Annotated in this window: 21 protein-coding genes and 1 riboswitch; of the genes, 18 read left to right on the forward strand and 3 right to left on the reverse strand. The window is 71.7% G+C overall.

Annotated elements, in window-relative coordinates:
• Nucleotides 1-121: 121 nt before the first annotated feature.
• Complete coding sequence (locus IE311_RS17500; RefSeq protein WP_189832632.1) at nt 122-1369, reverse strand: bifunctional class I SAM-dependent methyltransferase/N-acetyltransferase; 1248 nt, start codon at nt 1367-1369, stop codon at nt 122-124.
• A gap of 198 nt (nt 1370-1567) precedes the next feature.
• Nucleotides 1568-2509 carry a cation diffusion facilitator family transporter gene (locus tag IE311_RS17505; RefSeq protein WP_189832633.1) on the reverse strand — a complete coding sequence of 314 codons (942 nt, stop codon included), beginning with the start codon at nt 2507-2509 and terminating at the stop codon, nt 1568-1570.
• Nucleotides 2510-2924: 415 nt separating this feature from the next.
• Between IE311_RS17505 and IE311_RS17510 the strand changes: the two genes are divergently transcribed.
• The 18 genes from IE311_RS17510 (at nt 2925) to IE311_RS17595 (ending at nt 21582) form a co-directional block, all read left to right on the forward strand.
• Nucleotides 2925-4712 carry a DUF5941 domain-containing protein gene (locus IE311_RS17510; protein ID WP_189832747.1) on the forward strand — a complete coding sequence of 596 codons (1788 nt, stop codon included), beginning with the start codon at nt 2925-2927 and terminating at the stop codon, nt 4710-4712.
• Nucleotides 4709-5446 (forward strand): phosphocholine cytidylyltransferase family protein, encoded by a 738-nt coding sequence (locus IE311_RS17515; protein ID WP_189832634.1) that lies wholly within the window; start codon nt 4709-4711, stop codon nt 5444-5446. Before IE311_RS17510 ends, IE311_RS17515 begins: the two co-directional genes overlap by 4 nt.
• Nucleotides 5434-6495, forward strand: coding sequence for an iron-containing alcohol dehydrogenase family protein (locus IE311_RS17520; RefSeq protein ID WP_189832635.1), 1062 nt, complete (start codon nt 5434-5436; stop codon nt 6493-6495). Before IE311_RS17515 ends, IE311_RS17520 begins: the two co-directional genes overlap by 13 nt.
• Complete coding sequence (locus tag IE311_RS17525; RefSeq protein WP_189832636.1) at nt 6473-7252, forward strand: CDP-alcohol phosphatidyltransferase family protein; 780 nt, start codon at nt 6473-6475, stop codon at nt 7250-7252. Before IE311_RS17520 ends, IE311_RS17525 begins: the two co-directional genes overlap by 23 nt.
• A gap of 47 nt (nt 7253-7299) precedes the next feature.
• A complete protein-coding gene (locus IE311_RS17530) occupies nt 7300-8145 on the forward strand; it encodes a glycosyltransferase family 2 protein (RefSeq protein ID WP_189832748.1) in 846 nt (281 codons plus the stop codon).
• Between the two features lie 49 nt (nt 8146-8194).
• On the forward strand, nt 8195-9124 hold the full coding sequence (locus IE311_RS17535; RefSeq protein ID WP_189832637.1) for an ABC transporter permease: 930 nt from the start codon (nt 8195-8197) through the stop codon (nt 9122-9124).
• Nucleotides 9117-9908, forward strand: a complete 792-nt coding sequence (locus IE311_RS17540; RefSeq protein WP_189832638.1) for an ABC transporter ATP-binding protein — start codon at nt 9117-9119, stop codon at nt 9906-9908. The genes IE311_RS17535 and IE311_RS17540 overlap by 8 nt, the downstream gene beginning before the upstream one ends.
• A 116-nt stretch (nt 9909-10024) precedes the next feature.
• A complete protein-coding gene (locus tag IE311_RS17545; protein ID WP_189832639.1) occupies nt 10025-10672 on the forward strand; it encodes a TetR/AcrR family transcriptional regulator in 648 nt (215 codons plus the stop codon).
• 312 nt (nt 10673-10984) lie between these two features.
• On the forward strand, nt 10985-11896 hold the full coding sequence (gene hpnC / locus IE311_RS17550) for a squalene synthase HpnC (RefSeq protein ID WP_189832640.1): 912 nt from the start codon (nt 10985-10987) through the stop codon (nt 11894-11896).
• Nucleotides 11893-12843, forward strand: coding sequence for a presqualene diphosphate synthase HpnD (gene hpnD, locus IE311_RS17555; RefSeq protein ID WP_189832641.1), 951 nt, complete (start codon nt 11893-11895; stop codon nt 12841-12843). The genes hpnC and hpnD overlap by 4 nt, the downstream gene beginning before the upstream one ends.
• Nucleotides 12844-12925: 82 nt before the next feature.
• Nucleotides 12926-14326 (forward strand): hydroxysqualene dehydroxylase HpnE, encoded by a 1401-nt coding sequence (hpnE, locus tag IE311_RS17560; protein ID WP_189832642.1) that lies wholly within the window; start codon nt 12926-12928, stop codon nt 14324-14326.
• Entirely contained in the window at nt 14323-15423 is a 1101-nt protein-coding gene (locus IE311_RS17565; RefSeq protein WP_189832643.1) for a polyprenyl synthetase family protein, read from the forward strand. The genes hpnE and IE311_RS17565 overlap by 4 nt, the downstream gene beginning before the upstream one ends.
• Nucleotides 15424-15530: 107 nt before the next feature.
• Nucleotides 15531-17516, forward strand: a complete 1986-nt coding sequence (gene shc / locus IE311_RS17570) for a squalene--hopene cyclase (RefSeq protein ID WP_189832644.1) — start codon at nt 15531-15533, stop codon at nt 17514-17516.
• Nucleotides 17516-18196, forward strand: a complete 681-nt coding sequence (locus IE311_RS17575; protein WP_189832645.1) for a phosphorylase family protein — start codon at nt 17516-17518, stop codon at nt 18194-18196. The genes shc and IE311_RS17575 overlap by 1 nt, the downstream gene beginning before the upstream one ends.
• A 7-nt stretch (nt 18197-18203) precedes the next feature.
• The gene (gene hpnH, locus IE311_RS17580) at nt 18204-19226 is read left to right on the forward strand and encodes an adenosyl-hopene transferase HpnH (protein WP_189832646.1); all 1023 of its coding nucleotides are present in this window, start codon (nt 18204-18206) and stop codon (nt 19224-19226) included.
• 13 nt (nt 19227-19239) lie between these two features.
• Nucleotides 19240-20625 carry an aspartate aminotransferase family protein gene (locus IE311_RS17585; RefSeq protein ID WP_189832647.1) on the forward strand — a complete coding sequence of 462 codons (1386 nt, stop codon included), beginning with the start codon at nt 19240-19242 and terminating at the stop codon, nt 20623-20625.
• A gap of 86 nt (nt 20626-20711) precedes the next feature.
• Nucleotides 20712-21392, forward strand: a complete 681-nt coding sequence (locus IE311_RS17590) for a helix-turn-helix domain-containing protein (protein WP_229901981.1) — start codon at nt 20712-20714, stop codon at nt 21390-21392.
• A gap of 34 nt (nt 21393-21426) precedes the next feature.
• Nucleotides 21427-21582 carry a DUF6126 family protein gene (locus tag IE311_RS17595; RefSeq protein ID WP_015037637.1) on the forward strand — a complete coding sequence of 52 codons (156 nt, stop codon included), beginning with the start codon at nt 21427-21429 and terminating at the stop codon, nt 21580-21582.
• A gap of 7 nt (nt 21583-21589) precedes the next feature.
• On the opposite strand, the gene IE311_RS17600 is transcribed toward IE311_RS17595, so the two are convergent.
• Complete coding sequence (locus tag IE311_RS17600; protein ID WP_189832648.1) at nt 21590-22411, reverse strand: tyrosine-protein phosphatase; 822 nt, start codon at nt 22409-22411, stop codon at nt 21590-21592.
• A 388-nt stretch (nt 22412-22799) separates the two neighbouring features.
• Nucleotides 22800-22959: riboswitch (cyclic di-AMP (ydaO/yuaA leader) on the forward strand.
• Nucleotide 22960: the final 1 nt, after the last annotated feature.

Genomic DNA, 22960 nt, shown 5'->3' on the forward strand with positions numbered 1-22960 from the left:
GGGGCCACCTCAGTCTGCCGTACAAAAGCGGCTTGTCCGTACTTCGGCGGCCGGACGTGGCCGCTCCCACCGCACCGGAGCACGTCCGGCGCGGCGGGAGCGGAGGGGCGGCCCGGGGCGACTAGACCCCGAAAGCCGCCGGATAGGCGATCGTGCCCGCCGGAACGGGTACGGAGTCGTCCAGGACGAGCGCCATCATCGCCTCGTCCGGAACCTCGAAACCTGGCTTGATCGCATACTCAGACGCACGTACGAACCCGAACTTCGGGTAGTACTCCGGATGGCCCAGGACCAGGACGAGCGACTCCCCCCGCAGTCGTGCCGCGTCGAGCACCGCCCGGACGACGGCCTGCCCGGCCCCCGTCCGCTGGTACTCCGGCGCCACCGCGACCGGGGCGAGAGCCGCCGCGGGGGCGCCGCCCACCCGGCAGCGGGTGATCAGGGCGTGCGCCGCGACCGAACCGTCGGGAGCCTCGGCCACGTACGAGAGGCCCGGGAGCCAGGCGTCCGGGTCCCGCCGGAGCGCGTCGACCAGATCGGCCTCCGCGTCCGAACCGAAGGCGGCCGCCACCAGCGGACGGACCGCCGCGGCCTCGCCGGCGCCCTCCGGACGGGTGCGCCAGCGGGGATCGGCGGGCCGCAGGACGAATCCCGCGTATCCGTAGTCGGAGCCGTGCTCGCGCCGCAGCGCGATCTCGGCACGGGCCCCGGCCACCGCCTCGGCCATGCCGGGGACGGTGGTGTCCGCCGCCTCGGCGTGCGCGGCGAGCGGGACGTAGTACTCGTCCCAGTCGCCGTCGGGCTGCGTCACGGTCCCCAGGACGTGATAGCCGGCCGCGACCGCCGCCGCCGCGTTCCCGGTGACGGTACGGAGCGGGTAGTGCTCCTCCCAGAAGGCGCGGGCCACGGGGCCCGGCTCCCCGGTGGTCCAGACGCACTCGGTGAGCACCAGGGTGCCGCCGGGAGCCAGCAGCCTGCGCCACTCGGTCAGCGCCCGGTCGAAGCCGAGCACGAAGACCGAGCTCTCGGCCCAGACCAGGTCGAAGGAGCCGTCGGGGAACGGCAGTGCGCCCATGTCGGCGCGGAGGGTGTGGATCGAGCCGTCGAGCCCACGGTCGGCCGCCGCCTCGCGCAGCTCGGCGAGGAACGGCTCATGGGTGTCGACGGCGGTCACCTCGGCGCCCGCCTCGGCGGCCAGGAGCAGCGCGGAACGGCCCGGGCCGCAGCCCAGGTCGAGCACCCGCGGACGCTCGGGAAGCAGCCCGGCGAGCGCGAGGAGCCGACGGGTGGTGGCGTCGGAGCCGGGGCCCTGCCGCGGAAGACCGTGGTGCAGGGCGAAGAAGGAATCGTGCAGAGTGTTGTCGGACAACGTGGGAAACCCTTGGTGAGAGGGTCCCGGCCGACGACGTGACGGACCGGTGGGAACCGGGATCAGGTCAGCCGGAGACCCGGAGGCTGAGGGAGGACCGGGTGCTGCCGCTCGGGGCAGCCTCCATCGCGACGGTCATCAACCTCAGCTCCTCTCTCCACACGTTCGTGCGAAAAGGCTAACAGGCGGGCCCGGTCCTCACAGGCAGAGCTTCGCCTCGTGCTCCGCGTGCCCGACCGGCTCCAACTGGAAGGTGCAGTGCTCGACGTCGAAGTGCGAGCCCAGGCACCCCTGGAGGGAGTGGAGCATCTTCTCGTGGCCGACCGAGTCCAGCGCGCCCTGGTCCACGACCACGTGCGCGGAGAGCACCGGCATGCCCGAGGTGATCGTCCAGGCGTGCAGATCGTGGACGTCCTCGACTCCGGGCAGGGCCAGGATGTGGGCCCGGACCTCCGCCATGTCGACGCCCTTGGGGGCGGCCTCCAGAAGGACGTCCAGGGTCTCGCGCAGCAGCTTGATCGTGCGGGGGACGATCATCAGGCCGATGGCGATCGAGGCGATCGGGTCGGCGTACTGCCAGCCCGTGAGCAGGATGATCGTGGCCGCCACGATCACGGTGACCGAGCCCAGGGCGTCGGCGAGCACCTCCAGGTACGCCCCGCGCACATTGAGGCTGTCCTTCTGGCCGCGCATGAGCAGGGACAGGGAGATCACGTTGGCGACCAGACCGATCACCGCGAAGACGATCGTGAGACCGCCCTTGGTCTCGGCCGGCTCCATGAAGCGCTGGATCGCCTCGTACAGCACATAGCCGCCGACGACGAGGAGCAGCAGACAGTTGGCGAGCGCCGCCAGGATCTCGGCCCGCGCGTACCCGAACGTGCGGTTCCCGGACGGCGGCCGGTTCGCGAAGTGGATCGCGAGGAGCGCCATCGCGAGGCCGACCGCGTCGGTCGCCATGTGCGCCGCGTCGGCGATCAGGGCGAGCGAGTCGGCGAGCAGACCGCCGATGATCTCGATCACCATCACGGAGAGCGTGATGCCGAGTGCGATCCGCAGCCGGTTCTTGTACGCGGCCCCGGCGGTGCCCGTCGGCGGCGGGCCGCCGTGACTGTGCCCGTGGTCGTGTCCAGCCCCCATGACATGGCCTCCAGATCGTGTGTGCGCGAGTGCCCCGAATCGCAAGTCAACTACGGGTGGGGGGTATGTGCAACACGGTACTGAACACCGTTGTCATATGCTCTGACCTGCGGTGATGCGAGCGGGACCGGCCATGGCGGGAGGGTGACGCCCGAGGGCCCCGCAGGGGGCCGGAACCGTGGTTTGTGAGGCGGGCCACCGATCGCCCATGATGATCTCCGCAGGGCGCGGCGCAACCGTGAGGACACGGGTGGGCCCGGGGGAGTCCTGCCCGCGAAGCCTCGGTGAACTCACGCTTCTGTTCATCCGATAGCCTCAGCCGACGTGTCGCCGCCCCGTGCCGGGCCGCACCGCCGCGCCCGGGGCCGCCATGGGTCCCGCCGGCCCCTCCGTCAGCTCCAAGGAGTGAGTTCGTCTGTCGACCGCCATCCTCACCGGTCCGCCGGCACCCGGATCCTCGCTCGACGGAGATCTGAGGTCGCTCGGCTTCGACGTCAAGGCCGCCTCCGGCGCCGACGAGGCCGGTGCCCTGCTGGCCGCCGTCCCCGCGGGTGAGCGCGTCGCGCTCGTCGACCCCCGGTTCGTCGGCCATGTGCACGCGCTCCGCCTCGCCCTCACCGACCCCCGGTTCCCCGCGGCCGCCGCACCCGGCGCGCTCACCGCGCAGAGCGGGGCCCGCCCCGCGCTCGCCCGCGCCCTGACCGCCGCGGGCACCTCCGGGGCCGACGACCTCACCGGCACGCTCGCCGAGGCTCTCGACGCCGACGGCGTCGCCGTGCACCGGCCCCAGCTGGGCACCCTCGTCGCCACCGTCCCCGCAGACGCCGAGGCCCGCCACGAGGCCCGCGCCGCCGTGGACGCCGTCGACGACGAGGCCGTACGCCTCCGCTCGGCGGTCAAGGCCCACGACGGCTTCTTCACCACCTTCTTCATCAGCCCGTACTCGCGCTACATCGCCCGCTGGTGCGCCCGCCGCGGACTGACCCCCAACCAGGTCACCACCGCGTCGCTGCTCACCGCCCTGATCGCGGCGGGCTGCGCGGCGACCGGCGAGCGCGGCGGCTACGTCGCCGCCGGCGTCCTCCTCCTCGTCTCCTTCGTCCTGGACTGCACCGACGGGCAGCTCGCCCGGTACGCGCTGAAGTACTCGACGATGGGCGCCTGGCTCGACGCCACCTTCGACCGCGCCAAGGAGTACGCCCTCTACGCGGGCCTCGCCCTCGGCGCGGCCCGCAACGGCGACGACGTCTGGGCCCTGGCCCTCGGCGCGATGATCCTGATGACCTGCCGGCACGTGGTGGACTTCTCGTTCAACGAGGCCAACCACGACGCCACCGCCAACACCAGCCCCACGGCGGCCCTCTCCGACCGGCTCGACAGCCTCGGCTGGACCGTGTGGGCCCGCCGCATGATCATCCTGCCGATCGGCGAGCGCTGGGCGATGATCGCCGTCCTCACCGCCGTCACCAACCCCCGGATCGTCTTCTGGGCGCTGATCATCGGCTGCGCCTTCGGCGCCTGCTACACCACCGCGGGCCGTGTCCTGCGCTCCCTGACCCGCAGGGCGAAGCGCACCGACCGGGCCGCCCAGGCCCTGGCCGACCTCGCGGACTCCGGCCCGCTCGCCGGGATCGTCGCGCGCGTCCTCGCCCGCACCGGTCCGCGCCTCCCCGGCGTCGTGCTCGCGGCCGTCGCCACCGGCGCACTCCTCGCCACGGTCCTGGCCCGGCCCTTCGGCGACCGCCAGATCGTGATCATCGCGGTCTTCTACGTGGTCCTCTCCGGCGCGGCCGTCGCCCGCCCCCTCAAGGGCGCCCTCGACTGGCTCGTACCGCCGCTCTTCCGCGCCGCCGAGTACACCACCGTTCTCGTGCTGGCCGCCCGCTCCGACTCGGCGCACGCCCTCCCGGCGGCGTTCGGGCTGGTCGCGGCCGTCGCCTACCATCACTACGACACGGTGTACCGCATCCGCGGAGGCACCGGCGCGCCGCCCGCCTGGCTGGTGCGCGTCACCGGCGGACACGAGGGGCGCACGCTCCTGGTGACCGTCCTCGCCGCCCTCCTGGCGGACCGCGGTGACGACTTCACCCTGGCACTGACCGCCCTCGCGGTCGCCGTCGCGCTCGTGGTGCTCGTGGAGTCCATCCGTTTCTGGGTCTCCTCCGGAGCACCCGCCGTTCACGACGAAGGAGAAACAGCATGATCGGCCTCGTACTGGCAGCCGGTGCCGGACGCCGTCTGCGTCCCTACACGGACACGCTTCCGAAGGCCCTCGTGCCGGTCGACGGTGACATCACCATCCTCGACGGAACGCTGAAGAACTTCGCCGAGATCGGCCTCACCGAGGTCGCGATCGTCGTCGGCTACCGCAAGGAGGCCGTCTACGACCGCAAGGAGGCCCTGGAGGCGAAGTACGGGCTCAAGCTCACCCTCGTCGACAACGACAAGGCCGAGGAGTGGAACAACGCCTACTCCCTGTGGTGCGCCCGTGAGGTCCTCAAGCGCGGTGTGATCCTCGCCAACGGCGACACCGTCCACCCGGTCTCCGTCGAGAAGACCCTGCTCGCCGCCCGCGGCGACGGCAAGAAGATCATCCTCGCCCTCGACACGGTGAAGAGCCTCGCCGACGAGGAGATGAAGGTCATCACCGCCGAGGGCAAGGGCGTCCAGCGCATCACCAAGCTGATGGACCCGGCCACCGCCACCGGCGAGTACATCGGTGTCACCCTCATCGAGGCCGAGGCCGCCGAGGAGCTCGCCGACGCCCTCAAGGCCACCTTCGAGCGCGACCCCGACCTGTACTACGAGGACGGCTACCAGGAGCTCGTGAACCGCGGCTTCACCGTCGACGTCGAGCCCATCGGTGACGTCAAGTGGGTCGAGATCGACAACCACGACGACCTCGCGAAGGGCCGTGAGATCGCGTGCCAGTACTGACCCGGCTGATCCCCTCGCCGGTCGTCGTCGACATCCGCAGGGGAGCGCTGGACGACCTGTCCGCGCTCCTCGCGGACCAGCGGATCTCCAGCAACGGCAAGATCGCCGTCGCCATCAGCGGCGGCTCGGGCCTCAAGCTGCGTGACCACTTCGCCCCCGAGCTGCCCGGCGCCGACTGGTACCCGGTCGCCGGCGGCACCATCGACGAGGCCGTGAAGCTCGCCGACGCCATGCGCGGCAAGCGGTACGACGCCGTGGTCGCCCTCGGCGGCGGCAAGATCATCGACGTGACGAAGTACGCGGCGGCCCGGGTCGGGCTGCCGCTGGTGGCCATCGCCACCAACCTCTCGCACGACGGGATCTGCTCCCCGATCTCGACCCTGGACAACGACAACGGCCGGGGTTCGTACGGTGTGCCCACCCCGATCGCCCTCGTCATCGACCTGGACGTGATCAGGGACGCCCCGGTCCGCTTCGTGCGCTCCGGCATCGGCGACGCGATCTCCAACCTCTCCGCCATCGCGGACTGGGAGCTCTCGCACCAGGTGACCGGCGAGCCCGTCGACGGCCTCGCGGCCGCCATGGCCCGCAGCGCCGGCGAGGCCGTGCTCCGCCACCCCGGCGGCGTCGGCGACGACGACTTCCTGGTCACCCTCTCCGAGGGCCTGGTCATGTCCGGCATCGCCATGTCGATCAGCGGGGACAGCCGCCCCTCCTCGGGCGCCTGCCACGAGATCAGCCACGCCTTCGACCTGCTCTTCCCGGCCCGCGCCGCCAGCCACGGCGAGCAGTGCGGTCTCGGAGCGGCCTTCGCCATGCACCTGCGCGGCGCCCACGAGGGCTCCGCCCAGATGGTCGAGACCCTGCGCCGGCACGGGCTGCCCGTCCTGCCGGAGGAGATGGGCTTCACCGTGGACGAGTTCGTCCAGGCGGTGTCCTTCGCCCCGCAGACCCGGCCGGGCCGCTTCACCATCCTCGAACACCTCGACCTGTCCGACGACGAGATCAGGGACGCGTACGCCGACTATGCCAAAGCCATCCGTAGCTGAGCTCCGCCCGGTCGTTCACCCCCCGGGTGTGAAGGACCGGCGCAGCGGGGAGCACTGGGGCGGCCGCCTGTACATGCGGGAGATCTCCCTCAGGATCACCCGGCGGCTCGTCGGCACCAGGATCACGCCGAACCAGCTCACGTACGTGATGACCCTCGCGGGCGTCCTCGCGGCACCGGCCCTGCTGGTGCCCGGGATCCCCGGGGCGCTGCTCGGCGCGCTCATGGTCCAGCTCTACCTGCTGCTCGACTGCGTCGACGGCGAGGTGGCCCGCTGGAAGAAGCAGTTCTCCCTGTCCGGGGTCTACCTGGACCGGGTCGGCGCGTACCTCTGCGACGCGGCCGTGCTCGTCGGCTTCGGCCTGCGGGCCGCCGACCTGTGGGGCTCGGGCCGGATCGACTGGCTGTGGGCCTTCCTCGGTACCCTGGCCGCCCTCGGCGCCATCCTGATCAAGGCCGAGACCGACCTCGTCGGCGTCGCCCGGCACCAGGGCGGTCTGCCGCCGGTCAAGGAGGCCGCCTCCGAGCCGCGCTCCTCCGGCATGGCACTGGCCCGCAGGGCCGCCGGCGCGCTGAAGTTCCACCGGCTCGTCCTCGGCATCGAGGCCTCGCTGCTGATCGTCGTCCTGGCGATCGCGGACCAGGTCCGGGGCGATCTGTTCTTCACCCGTCTCGGTGTCGCCGTCCTGGCCGGCATCGCGCTGCTCCAGACCGTGCTGCACCTGGTGTCGATCATGGTCTCCAGCAGGCTGAAGTGAGGCCGGCCGTGAGTACGCCGCTCAAGGTGGGGGCCGTCGTGATCACGATGGGCAACCGCCCCGACGACCTGCGGGCGCTGATCGACTCGGTCGCCGAGCAGGAGGGCGACCCCGTCGAGGTCGTCGTCGTCGGACAGGGCACCCCGGTCACCGGGGTGCCCGCCGGGGTGCGGACCGTCGACCTGCCGGAGAACGTCGGCATCCCCGCCGGCCGGAACGTCGGCATCGAGGCCTTCGGCCCCGGCGGCACCGACGTCGACGTCCTGCTCTTCCTGGACGACGACGGGCTGCTCGCCCACACGGACACCGCCGAGCTGGTCCGGCAGGCCTTCACCGCCGACCCGCGGCTCGGCATCATCACCTTCCGGATCGCCGATCCGGAGACCGGGGCCACCCAGCGCCGGCACGTGCCGCGGCTGCGCGCCTCCGACCCGATGCGCTCCTCGCGGGTGACCACCTTCCTCGGCGGCGCCAACGCCGTCCGCACCAAGGTGTTCGCCGAAGTCGGCGATCTGCCGGGCGAGTTCTTCTACGCGCACGAGGAGACCGACCTCGCCTGGCGCGCGCTCGACGCCGACTGGATGATCGACTACCGTTCGGACATGGTGCTGCTGCACCCCACCACAGCACCCTCCCGGCACGCCTCGTACCACTTCAACGTGGCCCGCAACCGAGTCTGGCTGGCACGCCGCAATCTGCCCGCGCCCCTGGTGCCGGTGTATCTCGGCGTCTGGCTCCTGCTCACTCTGGCCCGTCGGCCCTCGCTCCCCGCGCTGAAGGCGTGGTTCGGCGGATTCCGCGCAGGCTGGACGACCCCCTGCGGACCGCGCCGCCCCATGAGGTGGCGTACGGTGTGGCGGCTGACCCGGCTGGGTCGCCCCCCGGTCGTCTGACATCGTGGTACCGACGTGCCGCGCATCTTGAACACGAAAGTTTCGACTTGTGAGTGACACACAGCAGGGCGGGGCGGTCGCGACGAGCGCGCCCCCGTCCGTCGACGAGGGCCTGACGCCGGCCGCGCTGGCCGCGAAGTACGGCCTCTCGGTCAGCGGCGCCAGGCCCGGACTGTTCGAGTACGTCCGCGACCTGTGGAGCCGGCGCCACTTCATCCTGGCCTTCTCCTCGGCGAAGCTGACCGCCCAGTACAGCCAGGCGAAGCTGGGCCAGGTGTGGCAGGTGGCGACCCCGCTGCTGAACGCCCTGGTCTACTACCTGATCTTCGGACTGATCCTGGGCGCCGGGCAGGGGATGACCAAGGAGGTCTACATCCCCTTCCTGGTGACCGGCATCTTCGTGTTCACCTTCACGCAGAGCTCCGTCATGGCGGGCGTCCGGGCGATCGCGGGCAACCTCGGACTCGTCCGGGCCCTGCACTTCCCCCGCGCCACACTCCCGATCTCCTTCTCGCTCCAGCAGCTCCAGCAGCTGCTGTTCTCGATGATCGTGCTCGTGGCGGTGGCGATGGCCTTCGGCAGCTACCCCTCGCTCCGCTGGCTGCTGGTGATCCCGGCGCTGTTCCTGCAGTTCGTCTTCAACATCGGCCTCGCCATGATCGTGGCCAGGATGGGCGCCAAGACGCCCGACCTCGCCCAGCTGATGCCGTTCGTCATGCGCACCTGGATGTACGCGTCCGGCGTGATGTTCTCGATCCCGGTGATGCTCGCCGACAAGCCCGCGTGGATCGCCGACATCCTCATGTACAACCCGGCGGCCGTCTACATGGACCTGATCCGCTTCGCCCTGATCGAGGGGTACAGCGCGCAGAACCTGCCGGACCATGTCTGGATGACCGCCCTCGGCTGGGCCCTGGTCTTCGGCATCGGCGGCTTCGTCTACTTCTGGAAGGCCGAGGAGAGGTACGGCCGTGGCTGACACGAACACCAACCGGTCCGACGTTCCCACCGTCATCTGCGACGACGTCCACATCGTCTACCGGGTCAACGCCGGTGGCGGCGGCAAGGGCAGCGCCACGGCGGCGCTCAGCCGGATCGTCGGCCGCGGCAAGGCCGAGGTCACCCGGGGCGTCCGCAAGGTCCACGCGGTCCGCGGCGTCACCTTCACCGCCTATCGCGGCGAGGCCATCGGCCTCATCGGCTCCAACGGCTCCGGCAAGTCCACCCTGCTGCGCGCCGTCGCCGGGCTGCTCCCCACCGAGAGCGGCAAGGTCTACACGGACGGCCAGCCCTCCCTCCTGGGCGTCAACGCGGCCCTCATGAACGACCTCACCGGTGAGCGCAACGTGATCCTGGGCGGGCTCGCCATGGGCATGAGCCGCGAGGAGGTGCGCTCGCGCTACGAGGGGATCGTCGACTTCTCCGGCATCAACGAGAAGGGCGACTTCATCAGCCTGCCCATGCGCACGTACTCCTCCGGCATGGGCGCCCGGCTCCGCTTCGCCATCGCGGCCGCCAAGAACCACGACGTCCTCCTCATCGACGAGGCGCTGGCGACCGGTGACCGCAAGTTCCAGATCCGCTCCGAGGAGCGCATCCGCGAGCTCCGCAAGGAGGCCGGCACGGTCTTCCTGGTGAGCCACAGCAACAAGTCCATCCGGGACACCTGCGACCGGGTGCTCTGGCTGGAGAAGGGCCAGCTCCTGATGGACGGGCCCACGGAAGAGGTCCTCAAGGCGTACGAGCGGGAGACCGCCCGCTGATCGGGTTCCCCGCCGCCGAACCGCCCCCACCCTTTCCGGTGGGGGCGGTTCCGTTTTCCGCGCGTCGCGCCACGACCCGGAATGTTCATGCGGTAAACATCGGGCAGGATGAGTCCATGGCAGCGATCTCGGGGGGAAAGACCTACCACCACGGCGACCTGCGCAACGCGCTGATCTGCGCCGCCGTCGACCTCGCCACCGAGGGCGGCCCCGAACGGGTCGTCCTGCGCGAGGCGGCCCGCCGGGTCGGCGTCTCGCCCACCGCCGCCTACCGGCACTTCGACGGACGGGGCGAACTCCTGCGCACCGTCAGGACCCATGCCCAGCGGCTGCTCGCCGACGCCATGGAACGGGCGGCCGCCCGCGAGCCCGGCGCCGACGACCCCGCCCTCGCCGCGGAACGCCGTGTGGCCGCCCTCTGCCGCGGATACGTGGGCTTCGCCGTCGACCAGCCCGGCCTCTACCGGGCCGCGTTCTGCGCGCCCCGCCCGGCCGCGCCCGACGAGCCGGCGCAGGACCGGCAGACCCCCGACCCCGAACTCCGCGCGTTCACCCTGCTCCGGGAGGCCCTCGAAGCCCTCGCCCGTACCGGGACCCCCCGGTTCGGCGTGCGGCCCGCCTCCGGCGCCGCAGCGTGGTCGGCCGTCCACGGACTGTCACTTCTGCTGCTGGAAGGCCCGCTTCGCCGTCTGTCCGCCCAGCGCAGGAACGCCGTCGTCGACACCACCCTCGCCATGGTCGTCTCCGGCACGCGCACCCACTGAACCCTCCGGAAAGCCGAACTCCCCTGCGGCGCAGGCGGGTTGACGACTCGTACGAGTGAGCTCCGGAGCGCCCGGCACCCCGGAATGGCGACGGCCGTCGTACGACGTAAGCTGGACCGGTCTGTTTCGCGGCAAGTAGGGCGATACTCCACGACCATCGGGCCTCCGGCGGCGGCTCTACGGGCAGGGGTCGGCGGCGTGTCCGAAATAGGATGGATTGGATCGGCAGTGTAGAACGGGAGACGTGACGGCCATGACGCAGAATCTCCAGCTCCACGAGGGTCTCGCCGTCCCTCCGTCGGGCAGTGACCTGTGACGGACACCCGGCAGGCGCGCACCGACGCCTCCTCGCGCGCCACCCTCGGCAAGGCCGCGGACGAGAACTTTCCCGTGGCGCCCTTCTTCCTGCCCCGGGCCTGGCGCGACGACCTCATGGCCGTCTACGGCTTCGCCCGGCTCGTCGACGACATCGGCGACGGCGACCTCGCCCCCGGCGGCGCCGACGCCCGCCACCTCGGCCTCGCCCCCGAGGCCGCCGAGGACCGGCTCGCCTTCCTCGACGCCTTCGAGGCCGACCTCCACCGCGTCTTCGACGGCACCCCCCGCCACCCCCTCCTCCGGGGCCTCCGGCCGACCGTGCTGCGCTGCGGGCTCACCCCCGAGCCCTTCCTCGGCCTGATCGCCGCCAACCGGCAGGACCAGCTGGTCGGGCGCTACGAGACCTACGACGACCTCCTCGCGTACTGCGCGCTCTCCGCCAACCCCGTCGGCCGGCTCGTCCTCGCGATCACCGGCACCGACACCCCCGAGCGGATCCGCCGCTCCGACGAGATCTGCACCGCCCTCCAGATCGTCGAGCACCTCCAGGACGTCGCCGAGGACCTCGGCAACGACCGGATCTACCTCCCCGCCGAGGACCTCAAGCGCTTCCACGTCACGGAGAGCGACCTGGCCCGGCCCACCGCCGGCGCCTCCGTACGCGCCCTGATCGCCTTCGAGGCGGATCGGGCCCGCGCACTGCTCCACGCGGGCACCCCCCTCGTCGGCAGCGTCCACGGCAGGCTCCGCCTCCTCCTGGCCGGCTTCACCGCCGGAGGCCTCGCCGCGCTCGACGCGATCACCGACGCCGGATTCGACGTGCTGACCGGCCCACCGAAGGCCACCAAGCCGAGCCTGATGCGCCAGGTGGGAGCGGTTCTGCTCCGGGCGCGGAGAGAGGGGTGAGCGCGACCGTGGAGGCACAGCCCCAGCCGTCCGCACCGGTCCAGGCCGCCTACAGCTACTGCGAGGCGGTCACCGGACAGCAGGCGCGGAACTTCGCCTACGGAATCCGGCTGCTGCCGACCGAGAAGCGCCAGGCGATGTCCGCGCTGTACGCCTTCTCCCGGCGTGTCGACGACATCGGCGACGGCACACTCCCGCCGGAGGCCAAGCGGGAACGCCTGGAGGCCACCCGCGGCCTGCTCGACCGGATCCGCGCCGGCGGGATCGAGGAGGACGACACCGACCCCGTCGCCGTCGCCCTCGCCGACTCGGCCCGCCGCTTCCCGATCCCGCTCGGCGGCCTCGACGAACTCATCGACGGCGTCCTCATGGACGTGCACGGCGCGACCTACGAGACCTGGGACGACCTCAAGGTCTACTGCCGCTGCGTCGCCGGGGCGATCGGCCGGCTCTCCCTCGGCGTCTTCGGCACCCAGCCCGGCGCCCAGGGCGTCGACCGCGCCCCCGAGTACGCCGACACCCTCGGCCTCGCCCTCCAACTCACCAACATCCTCAGGGACGTACGCGAGGACGCCGGCAACGGGCGGACCTATCTGCCCGCCGACGACCTCGCCAAGTTCGGTTGCGGCGAGGGCTTCGGCGGCGACACCCCGCCCGCCGGCGCCGACTTCGCCGGCCTCGTCCACTTCGAAGTGCGCCGCGCCCGCGCCCTGTTCGCCGAGGGCTACCGGCTGCTGCCCATGCTCGACCGGCGCAGCGGCGCCTGCGTCGCCGCCATGGCCGGCATCTACCGCCGCCTCCTCGACCGGATCGAACGCGACCCCGAGGCCGTCCTGCGCGGCCGCGTCTCGCTGCCGGGCCGCGAGAAGGCGTACGTCGCGGTGCGCGGCCTCTCCGGCCTCGACACCCGCACCATCGCCCGGCGCACCGTCAGGAGGCGTGCCTGATGAACCCGTACGCCCCCGCCCACCGGGCAACCCCGGGCGCCGCTTCGGCGTCCCTGCCCGCGACGACCCGAACGGAGGCCGCGTGACCCGCGAAGGAATCGAGCAGCACGCCCGGCAGCCCCACGCCGTCGTCGTCGGCGGCGGGCTCGCCGGGATCACCGCCGCGCTCCAGCTCGCCGACGCCGGTGTCGGCGTCACCCTCCTCGAAGGCCGGCCCCGGCTCGGCGGCCTCGCCTTCTCCTTCCGCCGGGGCGACCTCACCGTCGACAACGGCCAGCACGTCTATCTGCGCTGCTGCACCGCCTACCGCTGGTTCCTCGACCGGGTCGACGGCGCCCGGCTCGCCCCGCTCCAGGACCGCCTCGACGTCCCCGTCCTCGACGTCGCGCACCCGCGCGGCCCCCGGCTCGGCCGGATCCGGCGCGACAACCTCCCGGTACCGCTCCACCTGGCGCGCAGCCTCGCCACGTACCCGCACCTCTCGCTCGCCGAGCGGGCCTCCGTAGGCCGGGCCGCGCTCGCCCTGAAGAAGCTCGACCCCGCCGATCCCGCGCTCGACGGCATCGACTTCGCCACCTGGCTCGGCCGCCACGGACAGTCCCCGCGGACCGTCGAGGCCCTCTGGGACCTGGTCGGCATCCCCACCCTCAACGCCCCCGCGCCGGAGGCCTCCATGGGGCTCGCCGCGATGGTCTTCAAGACCGGTCTCCTCTCCGAGCCCGGCGCCGCCGACATCGGCTGGGCCCACGTCCCGCTCGGCGAACTCCACGACACCCGGGCCGCGAAGGAGCTCGACGCCCTCGGCGTCCGCACCGCGCTCCGCACCAAGGCCGAGCGGATCTCCCGTACCGAGGACGGGCGTTGGGCCGTCGACGTACCCGGTGAGACGATCACGGCGGACGCCGTCGTCCTCGCCGTACCGCAGCAGGAGACCCACGACCTGCTGCCCGACGGCGCCCTCGACGACCCCGACCGGCTCCTCGACATCGCCACCGCGCCCATCCTCAACCTGCATGTCGTCTACGACCGCAAGGTGCTGAAGAGGCCGTTCTTCACCGCCCTCGGCTCCCCGGTGCAGTGGGTCTTCGACCGTACCGACTCCTCCGGACTCAAGGGCGGAGGCCAGTACCTCGCCGTCTCCCAGTCCGCCGCCCAGGACGAGATCGACGAGCCCGTCGCCGCCCTCCGCGAGAAGTACCTCCCCGAGCTGGAGCGCCTGCTGCCCGCCGCCCGCGGCGCCGGCATCCGCGACTTCTTCGTCACCAGGGAGCGGACGGCCACGTTCGCCCCCACCCCGGGCGTCGGCCGGCTCCGCCCCGGCGCCCGCACCCAGGCACCGGGGCTCTACCTGGCCGGGGCCTGGACCGCCACCGGCTGGCCCGCGACCATGGAGGGTGCCGTCCGCAGTGGTTTCAGCGCCGCGGGCGCCGCGCTCTCCGCCCTCGGCCGCCGCCATGACCACCCGCTACAGGAGGCGGCATGAGTGTGAGTACCGGAACAAGAGGAGAGACCGTGCCGACTGTGCCGCCGGGTAATCCGGCCGTCGACACCGCGGACGTGTCCGCACTGCTGGAGCGGGGACGGACCCTGTCCACCCCCGTACTGCGGGCGGCCGTCGACCGCCTCGCGTCGCCCATGGACACCGTGGCCGCCTACCACTTCGGCTGGATCGACGCGCAGGGCAACCCCGCCGACGGCGACGGCGGCAAGGCCGTCCGCCCCGCGCTCGCCCTGCTGTCGGCCGAGGCCGCGGGCGCCGCCCCCGAGGTCGGCGTCCCCGGCGCCGTCGCCGTGGAGCTCGTCCACAACTTCTCGCTGCTGCACGACGACCTCATGGACGGCGACGAGCAGCGCCGGCACCGTGACACCGTGTGGAAGGTGCACGGCCCCGCGCAGGCCATTCTCGTCGGCGACGCCCTCTTCGCGCTGGCCAACGAGATCCTGCTGGAGCTCGGCACGGTGGAGGCCGGCCGGGCGACCCGCAGGCTCACCACCGCCAGCCGCAAGCTCATCGACGGCCAGGCCCAGGACATCTCCTACGAGCACCGCGAGCGGGTCACCGTCGAGGAGTGCCTCGAGATGGAGGGCAACAAGACCGGCGCCCTGCTCGCCTGCGCCGTCTCCATCGGTGCCGTCCTCGGCGGCGCCGACGACCGCACCGCCGACAAGCTGGAGGAGTACGGGTACCACCTCGGACTCGCCTTCCAGGCCGTCGACGACCTGCTCGGCATCTGGGGCGACCCGGAGGCCACCGGCAAGCAGACCTGGAGCGACCTGCGCCAGCGCAAGAAGTCCCTGCCCGTCGTCGCCGCCCTCGCCGCCGGCGGAGAGGCCTCCGAGCGGCTGGGCGAGCTGCTCGCCGCGGACGCCAAGTCCAATGACTTCGACACCTTCTCCGAGGAGGAGTTCGCCTTCCGGGCGGCCCTCATCGAGGAGGCCGGTGGGCGCGAGTGGACCTCCCAGGAGGCCCGCCGCCAGCACGCCGTCGCGATCGAGGCCCTGAACGAGGTGGACATGCCCGCCCGCGTGCGGGCGCAGCTCACCGCGCTGGCCGACTTCGTGGTCGTACGGAAGAGATGATCACCATCACCCTGATATGAGTTCGCGGTCGCCGGCCGGTGCCTTCCGGCGCCGGCCGACGGCAGACCCGTAGAAGCAGAAGAAACCGACTGCGCAAAGGGGAAGCCATGACAGCGACGACCGACGGAAGCGCCGGGGCCGTGGGCCCCCGGGCAGCCGCGGCCAGCACGACGCACGACACCGGTGCCACGGCACCGGACCTCGACGGGACCGCCGCACGTGCCGCGGAACGGGCCGCCGAGCACCTGCTCGCCCTGCAGGACCCCGAGGGCTGGTGGAAGGGCGACCTGGAGACCAACGTCACCATGGACGCCGAGGACCTTCTCCTCCGCCAGTTCCTGGGCATCCTCGACGCCGACACCACCCGCGCCGCGGCCCTCCACATCCGCCGCGAGCAGCGCGAGGACGGCGCCTGGGCCACCTTCTACGGCGGACCCGGAGAGCTCTCCGCCACCGTCGAGGCCTATGTGGCGCTCCGGCTCGCCGGAGACCCGCCCGAGGCCCCGCACATGGCCCGGGCCGCCGCCTGGGTCCGCGCCGGGGGCGGTATCGCCGCCACCCGGGTCTTCACCCGGATCTGGCTCGCCCTCTTCGGCTGGTGGCGCTGGGAGGACCTCCCCGAGCTTCCCCCGGAGCTGCTCTTCCTGCCGAAGTGGTTCCCGCTCAACATCTACGACTTCGGCTGTTGGGCACGGCAGACGATCGTGCCGCTCACCGTCGTCTCCGCCAAGCGCCCGGTCCGGCCCGCGCCCTTCCCGCTCGACGAGCTGCACACCGACCCGGAGCGGCCGAACCCGCCCCGGCCGCTCGCCCCGGCCACCGGCTGGGACGGGATCTTCCAGCGGCTCGACAAGGCCCTGCACGTCTACCACCGGGTGGCGCCGCGCGCCCTGCGCAGGACCGCCATGAACATGGCCGCGCGGTGGATCGTCGAGCGCCAGGAGAACGACGGCTGCTGGGGCGGCATCCAGCCCCCCGCCGTCTACTCGGTCATCGCCCTCCACCTCCTCGGCTACGACCTCCGGCACCCCGTGATGCGGGCCGGACTGGAATCGCTCGACCGCTTCGCCGTCCGGCGCGAGGACGGCTCACGGATGGTCGAGGCCTGTCAGTCGCCCGTCTGGGACACCTGCCTCGCCACCATCGCGCTCGCCGACGCGGGGCTCCGCCCCGACCACCCGGCGCTGGTGAAGGCCGTCGACTGGATGCTCGACGAAGAGGTCACCCGGACCGGGGACTGGGCGGTACGACGGCCCGAACTGCCCCCGGGCGGCTGGGCGTTCGAGTTCCACAACGACAACTACCCCGACACCGACGACACCGCCGAGGTGCTCCTCGCCCTCCGCAGGGTCGCCCACCCCGACCCCGCGCGGGTCGAGGCGGCCGCCGCCAGGGGCGCCCGCTGGACGCTCGGCATGCAGTCGCGGGGCGGCGCCTGGGGCGCCTTCGACGCCGACAACACCAGCGCCTTCCCCAACAAGCTGCCGTTCTGCGACTTCGGCGAGGTGATCGACCCGCCCTCCGCCGACGTCACCGCCCATGTGGTGGAGATGCTGGCCTGGGAGGGACTGGCCCAGGACCCCCGTACCCGCAGGGGCGTCGAGTGGCTGCTCGCGAACCAGGAGGCCAACGGGGCCTGGTTCGGCCGCTGGGGCGTCAACCACGTGTACGGCACCGGTTCGGTGCTCCCCGCGCTCACCGCCGCCGGGCTCCCCGGCTCCCATCCGGCGATCCGGCGGGCCGTCGACTGGCTCGGGTCCACCCAGAACGAGGACGGCGGCTGGGGCGAGGACCTGCGCTCGTACCACGACGAGGCGTGGATCGGACGCGGTGTCTCCACCGCCTCCCAGACCGCCTGGGCGCTGATCGCCCTCCTCACGGCCGGGGAGCGCGACTCCGAGCCCGTCCGCCGGGGCGTCGCCTGGCTCGCCGCCACCCAGCGGGAGGACGGCACCTGGGACGAGCCGTACTTCACCGGAACGGGCTTCCCCTGGGACTTCTCCATCAACTACCACCTCTACCGTCTGGTGTTCCCGCTCACGGCGCTCGGTCGCTATGTGTACGGGGAGCCCTCGCCCGGCAAGGAGGGGTGATGGGGCGCGAACCGGGCCCCGGCGCCCCGCCACCGCTGCTGATCGCCTGCGCGCTCGGCATCGAACAGCTCGCCCTGCGCAGCGGGGACCGCGCCGGCGCCCCCGGGCGCTTCACCGTGCTCCGTACGGGCATGGGTCCGGACCGGGCCCGCCGTGAGGTCTCCCGGGCCCTCGGCGAGGAGGGATGGCGGGACGCCGCCGTCATCGCCTCCGGCTTCTGCGCCGGACTGGCCCCCGGAATGCATCCGGGGGACCTGATCGTCGCCGACGAGACCCGCGGCCCCGACGGCACGACCCCCGGCACCGGGACGGAGCTCCTGGTGAAGGCCCTGGTCAGGGCCGTACCCGGGCGGGCTGTCCACACCGGGCCGCTGACCGGCTCCGACCATGTGGTGCGCGGCCCCGAGCGGGCCGCCCTGCGGGCCACCGGCGCGATCGCCGTCGACATGGAGTCCGCGGCGACCCTGCGGACGGCGGTCTCGGCCCGGACGGCCGCGGGTCTCGGCGGCGGGCCGGACATCCGTCCGGTTGCGGCCGTCCGGGTGGTCGTGGACGCTCCAGAACATGAACTGGTCCGGATCGGCACGGTACGCGGGGGAATATCGGCGTTCCGTGTTCTTCGTGCCGTCCTTCCCGCATTCTTCGAATGGCACCGTTCTTTGCTGCTCCCCAGGAGGTGAGCGAGTTATGGCCATGCCGCTCCGTCAGTCCATCCGGGTCGGGACCTACCTCTTCGAACAGAAGCTCCGCAAGCGTGAGAAGTTCCCGCTGATCGTCGAGCTCGAGCCGCTCTTCGCCTGCAACCTCAAGTGCGAGGGCTGCGGAAAGATCCAGCACCCGGCAGGTGTGCTCAAGCAGCGCATGCCGGTCGCCCAGGCGGTCGGCGCGGTCCTGGAGTCCGGCGCCCCCATGGTGTCCATCGCGGGCGGCGAGCCCCTGATGCATCCCCAGATCCACGAGATCGTGCGCCAGTTGGTGGCCAAGAGGAAGTACGTCTTCCTCTGCACCAACGCCATGCTGCTGCGCAAGAAGCTGGAGGACTTCACCCCCTCCCCGTACTTCGCGTTCGCCGTGCACATCGACGGCCTGCGCGAGCGGCACGACGAGTCCGTCGCCAAGGAAGGCGTGTTCGACGAGGCGGTGGCGGCCATCAAGGAGGCCAAGCGGCGCGGTTTCCGTGTCACCACCAATTCGACCTTCTTCAACACCGACACCCCGCAGACCATCATCGAGGTCCTCAATTTCCTCAACGACGACCTCCAGGTCGACGAGATGATGATCTCTCCCGCGTACGCGTACGAGAAGGCCCCCGACCAGGAACACTTCCTCGGCGTCGAGCAGACCCGCGAACTCTTCAAGAAGGCCTTCGCGGGCGGAAACCGGCGCCGCTGGCGGCTCAACCACTCGCCGCTCTTCCTGGACTTCCTGGAAGGAAAGGCGGACTTCCCGTGCACCGCCTGGGCCATTCCGAACTACTCGCTCTTCGGCTGGCAGCGACCCTGCTATCTCATGAGCGACGGATACGTCCCCACGTACCGCGAACTCATCGAGGACACCGACTGGGACAAGTACGGCCGCGGCAAGGACCCGCGCTGCGCCAACTGCATGGCGCACTGCGGCTACGAGCCCACCGCCGTCCTCGCCACCATGGGCTCCCTCAAGGAATCCCTCCGCGCGGTCCGGGAGACCGTCTCCGGGAACAACGCGTGAGGACGGGGGAGCGATGAGCGGCGAGTTCGACCTGAGGGCGCTGCTCGCCGAGCGCGGCGGCGAGCGGTACGAGCTCCATGCCCGGTACCTCAACCACCAGCTGCCGCGCATGCTCCACACCATCGGTTTCGACAAGGTGTACGAGCGGGCCGAGGGCGCCCACTTCTGGGACGCCGACGGCGTCGACCACCTCGACATGCTCGCCGGCTTCGGCGTGATGGGCCTCGGACGGCACCACCCCGTCGTCCGCAGGGCGCTCCACGACGTCCTGGACGCCCAGCTCGCCGACCTCACCCGCTTCGACTGCCAGCCGCTCCCCGGACTCCTCGCCGAGCGGCTCCTCGCCCACAGCCCGCACCTCGACCGCGTCTTCTTCGGCAACAGCGGCACGGAGGCGGTGGAGACCGCCCTGAAGTTCGCCCGGTACGCCACCGGGCGGCCCAGGGTCCTCTACTGCGCCCACGCCTTCCACGGGCTCACCACCGGCTCCCTCTCCGTGAACGGCGAGAACGGCTTCCGGGACGGCTTCGCCCCCCTGCTGCCCGACACGGCGATCGGGCTCGGCGACCTCGACGCCCTGGAGCGGGAGCTGCGCAAGGGCGACGTGGCCGCCTTCGTCGTCGAGCCCATCCAGGGCAAGGGCGTCCACGAGGCCCCACCGGGCTTTCTGCGCGCCGCCCAGGAGCTGCTCCACCGGCACGGCGCCCTGCTCATCGCCGACGAGGTGCAGACCGGCCTCGGCAGGACCGGCGACTTCTACGCCTACCAGCACGAGGACGGCGTCGAACCGGACCTGGTCTGCGTCGCCAAGGCGCTCTCCGGCGGCTATGTGCCGGTCGGCGCCACCCTGGGCAAGGACTGGATCTTCAAGAAGGTCTACTCGTCGATGGACCGGGTCCTGGTCCACTCGGCGAGCTTCGGTTCGAACGCGCAGGCCATGACGGCCGGGCTCGCCGTGCTCTCGGTCATGGAGAACGAGGGGACGGTCGCGCACGCGCGCCGGATCGGCGATCTTCTCTCCGGGCGCCTCAAGGAGCTCGTGCCCCGCTACGAACTCCTCCACGAGATCCGCGGTCGGGGACTGATGATCGGCATCGAGTTCGGACGCCCGTCCTCCCTGGGACTCCGCGGGCGCTGGACGATGCTCCAGGCGGCCCGCAAGGGTCTCTTCGCCCAGATGGTCGTCGTCCCGCTGCTCCAGCGGCACCGGATCCTCACCCAGGTCTCCGGGGACCATCTGGAGGTGATCAAGCTGATCCCGCCACTGGTCATCGACGAGGCCGACGTGGACCGGTTCGTCACCGCCTTCACGGCGGTCATGGACGAGGCCCACGGCGGTGGCGGGCTGATGTGGGACTTCGGGAGGACACTGGTCAAGCAGGCGGTCGCACAGCGCTGAGCCGTCCGCGGCCGATTCCGGCCGAGAGCTTTTGCCTCTGAGGCAAGAAACTTGCCTCAGAGGCATGTTCCTGGCGGAATGGACGCATGGACCACGTCCCCGGGGAAGGCTCCCCGGACCCCGCCACCCCGGGCGTCCCGCCCGACGCCGCCCCGAGCGATGTCCCGCCCGACGCCCCGTCCGGCGTCCTGCCCGACGTCGCCCCGCAGCTGCGGGCCCTGCGCCGGCGCCGGGGACTCACCCTGGAGGCCGCCGCCCAGCGGGCCGGTCTCTCGCCGGCCCACCTCTCGCGCCTGGAGACGGGGAACCGGCAGCCCTCGCTCCCGATGCTGCTCGCCCTCGCCCGTATCTACGGTACGACGGTCTCCGAGCTCCTCGGCGAGGCGCCGCCCGAGCGTGACCCCGTCGTCCGGGCCGGCCGCTCCGAACCCGTCGAGGCCGACGGCTGGATCTACCGCCAGGCGGGCGGCGCCGGACGCGCCCTGCAGTGCCTGCGGGTCCACGTGCCGTACGCCACCCGGGCCGACATCGTGCGCGTCCACCCAGGCGAGGAGTGGATCCACGTCCTGGAGGGCCGGGTGCGGCTCGCGCTCGGCGAGACCGTCCATGTCCTCGATCCCGGGGACAGCGCGCATTTCGACTCGCTCACCCCGCACCGGATCGGGGCCGCGACCCCCGGCGGGGCCGAGCTGCTCTTCGTCCACACCCTGATGCAGAGTCCCGTGGCCGAGCTGTGTCTCGGCGACGGTACGCCGCACCGACGCTGATCCCGCGCACTTCCTTCGGCAGAAAAGGATGGATATGTCCGAGAAGTCACGACCTGTCACCGGCGAAGAGCGAGGCGAGGGCAAGTTCCCCAAGGGTCTCGTCCTCCGCCTCTTCGCCTATCTGATCGCCGGACACCTCTTCGCCGGCTTCCTCTACCTGCTCTTCATGCTGGGCGGGCAGAACCAGTAGCGTCCGGTCACGCCTCGGTGAGGAGGCGCTCCCGGAGGCGCTCACGGGTCTCCGGAGAGAGCTTCAGCCCCTCCGAGAGGTAGGCGTCGACCGAGCCCCAGGTCGCCTCGATCGTCTCGAAGGCGCCCCGCAGATACTCCACCCGCGCGTCGAACAGCGGGCTCAGCAGCTCCATCACCTCGGGCGACATCGCGTTCGGGTCGGTGGAGCTGCGGCGCACCTTGTAGCGGCGGTGCGGGTCGTTCGACTTCACGTAGTCGGCCTCGATCGCCTCCCGCTCGACCCCGAGGGCGAGCAGGGTGATCGCGATGGAGAGCCCGGCCCGGTCCTTGCCGGCCGCGCAGTGCATCAGGGCGGGGAGGCTGTCCTCCGCCATGGAGTGCAGGATCCGGCTGTGCTCCACGGTCCGCTCGACAATCATCTTCCGGTACGAGTCGGACATTCGGGTCGCGGCCTTGTCGTCGCCGAGGATCTCCCGCAGCTGCTCGATGTCGCCCTCGCGGACCAGCTTCCAGAACTCCTTGCCGTCGGCCGGATCGTTGAGCGGTATGTTCACGTTCCGCACGCCGGGGAGATCCACGTCCGGCCCCTCGACCTTCCGGTCGGCCATGTTCCGGAAGTCGAAGACGGTGTGCAGCCCCAGCGAGTCCAGGAAGACGACGTCCTCCTCGGTGGCGTGGGCGAGGTGGCCGCTGCGGAAGAGACGGCCCGGGCGCACGGCGCGCCCGTCCGTCGTCGGCAGGCCGCCCACGTCCCGGAAGTTGCGGACCTCGGCCAGCTCGGGCTCGTTCGCCTCGACGGGCGGGACCTGCGGCAGCTGCTGCGTCACGGATGCTCCTGATGGTCGTCGTTCGGGTGCCCGACGCGAGATCGGTTCCAGGGGCAATCATCCAGGCGGGAGCGCGATGGCGCACCCCCCTGGACGGGAATGGGTGATCTGTCCGAATTGGGGCGTTGCGTATAACGCGCCCTGTTTACAGGCGAGATGAGCCCAAGCGCGTGAGCAGGGTCATAGAAGTGACGGATCGTGGCCGAAGGGCCGGCGCAATTCCCGTACGGAAAAAGGAAATCGAGGGTCCGTCATCCACGGAGGGTGACCGGCTTTCCGGGTGAAAGGCCGTACCGGGAAAGCCGGGAAAAATCATTGGCTTGTTCGCCTCGACCCCGCTCGTCTAGCGTCACCGTCAATCCGGTCGGACCGCCGAATCCTGCCACCGTCCGGAATTCCACTCATCCCATGCGTGGCAGGAGCGGGGGACCCAGGAAGTACGCCGGTCCCGCGACGCAGGACGGCTCGGGGTGAAGCCGCGTGAGAGCGCGGCCGGGCATCTCCAGTCCGAACCCGACAGCTCACCTCGCAGGCGCCGGAGAGGAATTC

The sequence above is a fragment of the Streptomyces zaomyceticus genome (assembly GCF_014656215.1).
Lineage (GTDB): Bacteria > Actinomycetota > Actinomycetes > Streptomycetales > Streptomycetaceae > Streptomyces > Streptomyces zaomyceticus.

Bases quoted from the DNA above. Each gene is read 5' to 3' on its own strand.
- IE311_RS17505 (WP_189832633.1), bottom strand. From the start codon at position 2,509: ATGGGGGCTGGACACGACCACGGGCACAGTCACGGCGGCCCGCCGCCG.
- IE311_RS17525 (WP_189832636.1), top strand. From the start codon at position 6,473: ATGCCAAAGCCATCCGTAGCTGAGCTCCGCCCGGTCGTTCACCCCCCG.
- IE311_RS17545 (WP_189832639.1), top strand. From the start codon at position 10,025: ATGGCAGCGATCTCGGGGGGAAAGACCTACCACCACGGCGACCTGCGC.
- IE311_RS17590 (WP_229901981.1), top strand. From the start codon at position 20,712: ATGGACCACGTCCCCGGGGAAGGCTCCCCGGACCCCGCCACCCCGGGC.
- IE311_RS17585 (WP_189832647.1), top strand. From the start codon at position 19,240: ATGAGCGGCGAGTTCGACCTGAGGGCGCTGCTCGCCGAGCGCGGCGGC.
- hpnH (WP_189832646.1), top strand. From the start codon at position 18,204: ATGGCCATGCCGCTCCGTCAGTCCATCCGGGTCGGGACCTACCTCTTC.
- IE311_RS17575 (WP_189832645.1), top strand. From the start codon at position 17,516: ATGGGGCGCGAACCGGGCCCCGGCGCCCCGCCACCGCTGCTGATCGCC.
- IE311_RS17530 (WP_189832748.1), top strand. From the start codon at position 7,300: ATGGGCAACCGCCCCGACGACCTGCGGGCGCTGATCGACTCGGTCGCC.
- shc (WP_189832644.1), top strand. From the start codon at position 15,531: ATGACAGCGACGACCGACGGAAGCGCCGGGGCCGTGGGCCCCCGGGCA.
- IE311_RS17515 (WP_189832634.1), top strand. From the start codon at position 4,709: ATGATCGGCCTCGTACTGGCAGCCGGTGCCGGACGCCGTCTGCGTCCC.
- IE311_RS17595 (WP_015037637.1), top strand. From the start codon at position 21,427: ATGTCCGAGAAGTCACGACCTGTCACCGGCGAAGAGCGAGGCGAGGGC.
- IE311_RS17565 (WP_189832643.1), top strand. From the start codon at position 14,323: ATGAGTGTGAGTACCGGAACAAGAGGAGAGACCGTGCCGACTGTGCCG.